Below are 9,217 nucleotides of genomic sequence, written 5' to 3'. Positions count from 1 at the left end.
TCCCGAGAGACGGCAGACTGAAGGATCCCGTAAATCTCGCGCAATTATTGGAGATTGAAAGAAAATATCCGTCAGTCAAACTGATTGTAGCCCATGTCGGTAGAGCTTATTGCCCTGAGGATATTGGAGACGCATTCGAAGTTCTAGCCGAGACGAAAAATATGGTATTCGATATTAGTGCAAATACGAATGATTATGTTTTCCAACAGCTGATTAAAGCGGTAGGACCAAAACGTATTCTTTTCGGAAGTGACCTGCCTATTCTACGAATGAGGACTAGACGAATTTGCCAAGACGGAAATTATGTGAATTTAGTTCCAAAGGGATTATACGGGGATGTTTCAGACGACAAACATATGCGCGAGGTGGAGAATGAGGAGGCGGATGCCTTAACGTTCTTCATGTATGAGGAGATCGAAGCGTTCAGGTTGGCCGCTGAGGCGGAGGGTTTAACGAAGCAGGACATCGAAGACGTATTCTACAATAATGCTTACGCACTTATCAATAGTATCAATAATCGATAAGAAGAAGGAGAATGACGGATGGAGAAGCTAAAAATCGGACTGTTGCCCTTGTACATTAAATTATACGACGATCATTGGCCTGAAATCAGAGAAAGAGCGGATGCCTTTCATGATACGATTACAAGCCAGCTTCAAAATAAAGGGTTGAACGTGGTTTCCGTTCAGCTATGCAGGATTAAGTCTGAGTTCGAGGAAGCCCTTCAAATCTTCAAGCAAGAGGATGTCGATGCTGTCGTGACCTTGCATCTGGCCTATTCTCCTTCACTTGAATCCGCGAGTCTCTTGGCAGCTACAGAGCTTCCGCTCGTCATCCTTGACACGACTCCGACTTTTGATTTAAGTCCGCTGCAGCTGCCAGATGAAATCATGTACAATCACGGCATACACGGTGTACAAGACATGTGCAATCTCTTGCTGCGCAACGGGAAAGAGTTTCAGATTGAAGCGGGGCATTGGTCTCAGTCGGATGTGCTGGATCGAGTAACGGATTGCGTCAAAGCCGCAAGAATGACAAAAAGCATGAAGACAGCGAGAGTGGGAAGACTAGGACGCTCGTTCGAAGGCATGGGAGATTTTCTAGTGCCGACTGATGTTCTACGGTCTACCATTGGTATGGAGACAATCGAATTTGATCTCACTGATGATCAAACGAGATTTGAAGCGGTAACGGAAGTACAGATTGAAGAAGAAATGAGAGTTGATCGGGAACGCTTTAAGTCCATAAGTCTAGACCAAGACGTTTACAAGCAGTCGACCGAAGCATGCCTAATGGTTAGAAGTTTGGTGGAGAAAAACAACTTAACGGCGTTTACCGTAAACTTTATGGACATAACGAAGCAATCGGGTCTTCCTTGCATGCCGTTCATGGAAGCAAGCAAAGCGATGGAAAGAGGGATAGGCTATGCGGGAGAAGGGGATGTCCTTACCGCTGCTTTAGTTGGTGCACTGCTTTCCGTATACCCAGAAACGTCATTCGCAGAGATGTTTTGTCCAGACTGGCAAAACAACCGTATACTAGTCAGCCACATGGGCGAGATGAATGTGCGCATTGCGGCTGAGAAGATGACACTTCAGGAGAAGGCATTTCCTTTTACTGACGCGGGAAGTCCTGTCGTCGCCTATGGGAGATTCCGTGGTGGAAAAGCAGTTTATGTCAGCTTAGCACCGGGGAAGGACGACACCTACTCCATGATTTTATCACCTGTGGAGATGCTGGAGGTACAAGGCGAGGATCGGATGCCAGACGCGATCCGCGGCTGGTTTGAGCCAAGCATGCCGGTTTCTGATTTCTTAACCTCATTCAGCAAAAACGGTGGTACTCACCATGGCGTTATCGTTTATGGTGAAGTGGAGAAAGTGTTGGAACGATTTGGCGAAACGATGGGCTGGAAGGTCGTAAACATAGGTTAGTCCGTGTGCGATGGATTTCAAAAATATATGACTGGAGGACCAAGCATGAAACTGGGAGTCATAGGTTACGGCAGTCGCATTCGTAATATGCTTCAGTCCATCGTGAAATACGATAGCGACTGCAGGATCGCTGCCATCGTAGATGTCAGAAACGACGAGTTTAAGAGAAACCGGGAAAATAACGGATTGGATAAAGTCAACTTTTATGATACGCCTGAGGAAATGATTGCAGGCGAGGAGCTGGATGGAATACTGATAGGTACTCGCTGCTCCTTGCATACTGAAATGGCGCTCAAGGTTATGCCATCAGGTATTCCGTTATTTTTGGAGAAGCCGGTAGCTACGAATATGGATGACTTGCGTCGGTTGAAACAGGGCTACGAGTCCGGGAAGTCGAAGGTGCTGGTCTCTTTTCCGCTAAGCTTGACCTCTATGGTCAACATGGTGAAAGAAATTATCCAATCTGGGAAAATTGGTACTGTTGAGCATGTTCAGGCCGTTAATAACGTTCCTTACGGAGGCATTTACTATCATAATTGGTATCGTGATGAGAATGAGACGGGCGGTATGTTCCTTCAGAAGGCAACGCACGACTTCGATTATATAACCGATGTCCTTCAGTTACGACCGATAAGTATAAGCGCAATGACCTCAAAACGAATTTTCACGGGAACAAAACCTGCGGGACTGAAATGCGTCGATTGCGATGAGAATAGAACATGCGAAGAAAGCACGGCTTTTGCAGACAAAGAGACTCGGGATACATGGGCTTATTGTTGCTTTGCGAAAGATACGGGTAACGAGGATTCAGGGAGTGCTCTGATCCGTTATGAAAGTGGCATGCATGCTACCTATTCGCAGAACTTTTTTGTACGTAGAGGGGCAGCGGCTAGAGGAGCACGTTTTATGGGGTATAAAGGAACGATAGAATTTGATTTTTTTACGAACCAAATCAAAGTATTCATGCATCATACTGCTAGAGTTGAAACGTATGATATTGATCCGGGAGAAGAGCATTTCGGCGGAGATGCCGCATTGGCTGCTAACTTCGTRGCAATGATGCGAAATGGTGCTGACCCAATCCRTTCATTGGGTGAAGGCTTGTTAAGTGGATTATTGTGCCTGAAAGCTAGAGAATCCTCTCGAACAGACACTTTTCAAACGATTGATTGGGAGTAAGTGAGCACTAGTGTAAACAAATGCACACTAAAGTAACGAAATGAGTATAGAGACTTTATTATTTACCTTTTATAATTTAGATATAAACTTGATGACAATTAAATAGACAGCTGCCGATTAGGTGTTAGACGGAAGCGCTCCACTCTTGGAAGTCAAAATGAATGTATTTCAAAATTCATCTCAAGAGTGGGGCGTTTTTTTGAGCCGTAAAAAGATGCACATGAATGTAAAAACAAGTGTATAGATTGGTCTCGTGGGCACCTATATAATACACAGAATAGGACGTCATGAATATCGGAGGGCATAACTTGACTAACAAACAATTTGGTGTTCAAATCACTCAAGGACCGCAGCATTGGGCAATTTTACAGCGTATTCAAGGCTTTGGTGCAATTGATTTAAGAGGAACGTGGTCGATGAATCAAGGTACTTTCTCAGAAGAGGCTTACGTCTATGCTTGTGTAGTTAATGAAGATGGCAGTGGGCCTGTCGTGCCTTGGAAACGGTGTTCCATGAACGCGGGCGCAGAATGGAATGTGAGCATTACACATATTCCCACTGGAGGCTTGTATAGAATTGAAACTTGCCTTCGTCTGAATGAGCAGCAGCCAATGGAGCTCTCTACACGCGGCGATATGATTCACCATGTAGCCGTTGGAGACATATGGGTGATCGCGGGGCAAAGCAACGCGACAGGTTATGGCAGAGGGGCCGTTTATGACCCGCCAGAAATGGGTGTTCACCTACTGCGGCATAATGGGAAATGGGATTTGGCGACACATCCCTTCAATGAATCAACGCAATCGGTTCAAATGTTGAATGGCGAGCCGGTAAATCCTGGACACTCCCCCTACCTTGCATTTGCGAAGTTGATCAAGAAAGAGACGGGTATTCCGATCGGTCTTCTTCAAACCGCTTTAGGTGGTTCCCCGTTGGAGAGATGGAATCCGAATGAAATCGGTGATTTATACCGCAATATGATGGAGGTCATATATTCAGCAGGCGGGCAAGTGAGTGGGATGTTATGGTATCAGGGATGCAGCGACTGCGATGCAATAAACGCTCCATCGTATCTAGATAGGTTCACACAAATGGTGGATCATTGGCGAAATGAATGGCAGAATCGTGAGCTGCCGGTTTTGACTGTACAGCTAAATCGATATGCAGGGTATGCGGATGGTGAAGAAGGAAACCGATATTGGGGAATGGTTCGCGAAGCTCAACGGCTCGCGGCAATGCGGGACGATCAAGTGTATGTCGTACCCTCGCTCGATAGCCCGCTCTCGGATAATATTCATAATAGCCCTGCAGGAAATTTGCTGATCGGCGGACGATTGGCAAGAGTGGCATTGGCTACACAGTATGGGAAGTCAGTACCTTATCAGGCTCCGAATGTGAGGGAAGCAGTGCACGGCCCCCGCACCTTGGAAGGGAAACAAACGGTAATAGTAGAGTTTACAGATGTACTTGGTGAGTTATTTGCAATCGGACCAGGAGAGTGTCTTTTTTCGATTGATGATGAGCGAGGTCTCGAGATGATTACACAGTGGACAATTCTGAATAAGAACAAGGTTCAACTCACCCTTCCACGATCCATCGAAGGCACTTGTTTCGTCCACGGCACATACGAAGCTAATCCGTCTGCTTTTCCGATTTTGGATACGGGTACTCATCTGCCAATGCTCTCGTTTTATCATGTACAAATCAAACGAAAAACCAAATAAGAAAATAGGATGGGTCGAACATGTCAAAGTATGCATATATGCTGCGTTATACCCTGCAGCCAGGCCATTGGGAAGAAGAACGTCTTGAAGCATTAGTCGCGTTTTGTCGCAAGGGTAGAATTGATGATGTTATGTTCTTTATAGAGCCATTAAATCTTCGACATAATACGATGGAAGAAGTAAAGCCTTGGATTGAAATGATAGGTCGGGCGAAAATTGAGCTGGATAAGATTGGGGTTACAACTTCGGTCAATCCATTAAATACGCTCCTGCATGATTCTGCAGGTAATCATCTGTCCCCAGATCTTAACTTTCAATTGATGGTCGATCCACACGGGAATCAATCTACTGTCGCGGTATGCCCTCTATGTCCAGAGTGGAGGAGCTACATCATTGAAATGTATGCTTATTATGCAAGTCTGCAGCCTTATTCACTATGGGTGGAGGATGATTTCCGCTTCCATAATCATGCTCCTCTCGTGTGGGGTGGATGCTTCTGCGAGGCGCATTTAAACGAGTTTGCCAAGCAAGCAGGTGAATCCTCTGTGGATCGTGAGAAATTCGTTAGAGGTTTACTAGCGTCCGGAGCGCCGCATGAATATCGCCAGATTTGGTTGGAATCCTGCCGACAGACGATGGTCCAATTGGCGGAAACGATAAGTGATGCGGTACACCGTGTCTCGCCTCATACACGAATTGGCTTAATGACGAGTATGCCTAGTGTACACGCTGCGGAAGGCCGGGACTGGCATGGGATGATGGCAGCATTTGACGGTGACCAGCCAGCCATAGTTCGACCTCATTTACCTGCCTATCGGGAAACTAGTGGTATGTTGTACTCTTGGTATTTCAATGAAGTATCACGTTTGACGGCTGCTTTCCTTCCTGAACATACGGAAACATTCCCGGAACTGGAGAACGTTCCATATACCTCCTTCTCCAAATCGAAGTCCTTTCAGAAGTATCAATTGGAATCCTCTTTACTGCTTGGTAGTAAAGGGATTACCTTAAATATTATCGATATGCTTGGCAATGGTTTATATCCCGAGGAACAGGCAGAACGTTGGTTAAATGAAGAGAAAGATTTTTTAAATGCTGTAGCTTCAATGGAACTCAAAGTAGATCAGATGACTGGCGTACAGGTGCTTGTAAATGAACGTTCCTCTTACTCTCTACATACGACTACGCAGCGTTCTATGGAAGCGCTAAACCCAATGGAGACATTTTGGGCAAGCTTACTTTCGTCATACGGAATAGCTAACAAATATGTGGTAGAGTGGCCTGAAAAGGAAGGGATCATAGCTTTATCCGGGCAAATTCTTCGCAATTACGATGAGAAACAAATACGTGAGCTATTCGCAGCTCATTGCATTCTTTTGGACGGAGATGCGCTGTACACGTTATATGAGATGGGACTAGGTTCATTATGTGGTGTGAAGCATGTAACTTGGCTAAAGATGCAATCAATAGAACAAATTGTGAACGGTCAAGAATACTCAARAACGAAAGAAGGGAGGATGAGACCTTATCTTACCTTAGGACATTGTTTGGACATTCAATATGAACAAGGCTCCGCAGAAGTGATCTCACGAATTTTGAATGTACAAGGAGAAGCTATTTGYCCAGGAATGACCATCGTGGATGAGCGCGTTTTTATTTTACCATATAGACAGAAAGATCCAGAAGGTCTGCTTAATCCGATCCGTCGTGCCGTGCTTCAGGAAATAATAAATAGGATGGGGGCTCCTAAGCCATTAATGGTTACGAGCTATTCTCCACATGTTGCTGTATACGAATTCAGATCCGGTAATCAACAATTCATCGCAATTATAAATAACTCATTAGACGAATTGGATAGTATCGAGCTTGCAGGAGCGGATTTAACTGATGATAATTGGAAGCTGTTTAACCGTAATAACCCGATGGGACATCAGCTCGATTTACGAAGTGAGCAATACTGGACTGCTTTGAAAGTGAATTTCGCTCCATTAACAGTGACCGTTCTACAGAGAGCAAGTGGATCTTAAAGCATGGATGTAAAAAACTGTGCATCGATGTAAAGTCATGCGTATAGAGTTGGCGTTCAGAAGCTACTATAATTAACTTATGGGAGATAGTTGACATTAAATCTTGCAACAAATGTAAATTTAATGTCACATCTGGCTGCAGTAGCCTAGATACTCAACACTCCAGAAAATGACGAGGGGGATTCACGATGAAGCGCAAGGAGAGATTGATTTTATCCTGTATTTTGATTGTGGTGTTGACTTTTGTAAGTGCTTGCAGCGGCAACAATTCGAACGAAGGATCATCCACCCAGGCACCAGAAAGCAGTAACGCGGTTGAAACAAGTGAACCGAAAAACGAGAAACCAGAGCCTGTAGAAATTACGATGGGTCGTGATAATGCTGCGGATATTAAGTACATCTCGGGAGAAACCATTGATAAAAATGCTGTAACCGATGCACTTCAGAGAGACCTTGGCATTACAATTAAAAACTTATGGGTTGCAGAGACGACTCAGTATCCCCAGAAGGTGCAAATGAGTATTTCATCAAATGATATTCCGGATCTTATGTTGGTTGACGATATGGCAAAGCTGCAGCAGCTTATTGAAGCCGACATGATTATGGATCTTACAGATGTCTATGAGAAAACGGCTACCGAGGAGACAAAAGCTTACTTAACCGGAGATGGAGGTAAGCAGTTGGATTCCGCTAAAAGCAATGGGAAGCTGATGGCCATCCCTCTTACCAATGGCCCTTATACTTCATCCACTCAAGTATGGATCAGAAGAGATTGGCTGAAGAAGTTAAATCTGTCAGAGCCAAAAACCATGCAGGATGTTATCGATATCGCAAAGGCTTTCGTGACACAGGATCCAGGAGGAACGGGCAAATCTTACGGCATCCCAATGACAAAAGAATTTTTCTTGGACGGAACATTTGATATTAAAGGTTTCTTTAATGGATTCCATGCCTATCCAAATCAATGGGTGAAAGATGCTTCCGGACAGCTGGTGAATGGTAATATCCAGCTGGAAATGAAGCAAGCGTTGAAGCAGTTGCAAGATATGTATAAAGATGGACTGATCGATCCGGAATTCGGTGTTAAAGATGTTACGAAGGAAAATGAGCTGCTTGCAGGTGACAAAATCGGTGTTGTATATGGTCCTTTCTGGCTCAGTGGATGGCCACTGGTCACCAGTGCGATTCAAGATGGAAAATTGGCGCAAGATTGGTGGCCATACCCAATCGTATCTATTGACGACAAGCCTGCGCTGTCACAAGTCGAGCTGGGAGTTGCCGGTTACTACGTCGTATCCAAAAAAATGAAAAACCCAGAAGCCGTCATTCGACTTCTCAACAAATGGGTACAGATTTACACGAAGCCCGAGGAATCAGACAAAGTATACCTCCTTCAGAACGAAGAGGCTGTGAATTACTGGAAACTAAGTCCAGTCCGTGTATTCTCTCAGACGGAGACAGTAATGTTAGGTGATGTTGTACCTAAAGCGATTGAAGCGAAGGATCCTTCTTCACTCACTGGCCTAGAAGCACCAAATCGTTATGGGAAAATCATGAAATACTTGGACGGAGATATGAAAGAATGGGCAGAATATCCGATTTCGGGACCTAAGGGAGCCTTATCCATCATGTATGACTATTTGAAAAAGGATCTCTACCATTTTAATGAGTTTTATGGAGGTACAGGTCCCATAATGCTTGAGAAAAAACCGATACTTGATGCAAAGATGAACGAAGTGTTTATTAAAATTATTATGAATCAGGTTTCGATAGATGAGTTTGATAAGTTTGTTGAAGATTGGAAGAAGCTTGGCGGCGACGATATGACAAAAGAAGTTAATGAGTGGCACGCAAGCGTAGCAAAGTAATAACCATCGCGTAGGGAGGGGAGCTGCAAGCTGTGGGGTCTCCTCCTGATTTTTTTGAAAATATACACAGTCAATATTTCACCGTGAAACGAGATTGCATTGCTAAGGTCAGCATCAGCTGTTTACGCTTGGGAGGTAGTTTGGAATGATCATCAAAAGGTTTGCAAAGGAATGGCCGCTTCATTTATTGCTGCTGCCAGGTATAATAATTGCAATTATATTCAGTTATGTGCCAATGGTGGGTGTCGCTATTGCCTTTGAGAAGTATATTCCAACGCGCGGGATATTTAATTCGCCATGGGTTGGATGGAAAAATTTCGAATACATGCTGGAATATCCTGATATTGATCGGATTATGTTCAATACTCTATTTATTGCGATAATGAAAATAATAGGCGGACTACTTATACCTATTACCATCTCGATCCTACTGAATGAAATGGGTAAAGAGTTTTTTAAGAGAGCCGTTCAGACTCTCGTATACC

6 protein-coding genes and 1 pseudogene are annotated in these 9,217 nt (G+C 44.4%); all 7 read left to right on the top strand.

Annotated features, from left to right (window positions below):
* On the top strand, positions 1–524 hold a 524-nt coding region (locus tag AC1DWN_RS20650), incomplete at its 5' end, for an amidohydrolase family protein (RefSeq protein ID WP_477560790.1).
* Between the two features lie 18 nt (positions 525–542).
* Entirely contained in the window at positions 543–1,934 is a 1,392-nt protein-coding gene (locus tag AC1DWN_RS20645) for an L-arabinose isomerase family protein (RefSeq protein ID WP_477560789.1), read from the top strand.
* 45 nt (positions 1,935–1,979) lie between these two features.
* Positions 1,980–3,113 carry a Gfo/Idh/MocA family protein gene (locus AC1DWN_RS20640; RefSeq protein ID WP_477560788.1) on the top strand — a complete coding sequence of 378 codons (1,134 nt, stop codon included), beginning with the start codon at positions 1,980–1,982 and terminating at the stop codon, positions 3,111–3,113.
* 308 nt (positions 3,114–3,421) lie between these two features.
* Complete coding sequence (locus tag AC1DWN_RS20635; RefSeq protein ID WP_477560787.1) at positions 3,422–4,837, top strand: sialate O-acetylesterase; 1,416 nt, start codon at positions 3,422–3,424, stop codon at positions 4,835–4,837.
* A gap of 20 nt (positions 4,838–4,857) precedes the next feature.
* Positions 4,858–6,864 (top strand): hypothetical protein, encoded by a 2,007-nt coding sequence (locus tag AC1DWN_RS20630; RefSeq protein WP_477560786.1) that lies wholly within the window; start codon positions 4,858–4,860, stop codon positions 6,862–6,864.
* 188 nt (positions 6,865–7,052) lie between these two features.
* Positions 7,053–8,732, top strand: a complete 1,680-nt coding sequence (locus AC1DWN_RS20625; protein ID WP_477560785.1) for an extracellular solute-binding protein — start codon at positions 7,053–7,055, stop codon at positions 8,730–8,732.
* 145 nt (positions 8,733–8,877) lie between these two features.
* Positions 8,878–9,217: pseudogene (locus tag AC1DWN_RS20620) on the top strand (sugar ABC transporter permease); the annotation flags it as partial.

It is taken from the genome of Paenibacillus sp. P4_A7 (genome assembly GCF_056402455.1).
This window is presented reverse-complemented; position numbering and strand designations above follow the sequence as displayed.

Bases quoted from the DNA above. Each gene is read 5' to 3' on its own strand.
- AC1DWN_RS20645 (WP_477560789.1), top strand. From the start codon at position 543: ATGGAGAAGCTAAAAATCGGACTGTTGCCCTTGTACATTAAATTATAC.
- AC1DWN_RS20625 (WP_477560785.1), top strand. From the start codon at position 7,053: ATGAAGCGCAAGGAGAGATTGATTTTATCCTGTATTTTGATTGTGGTG.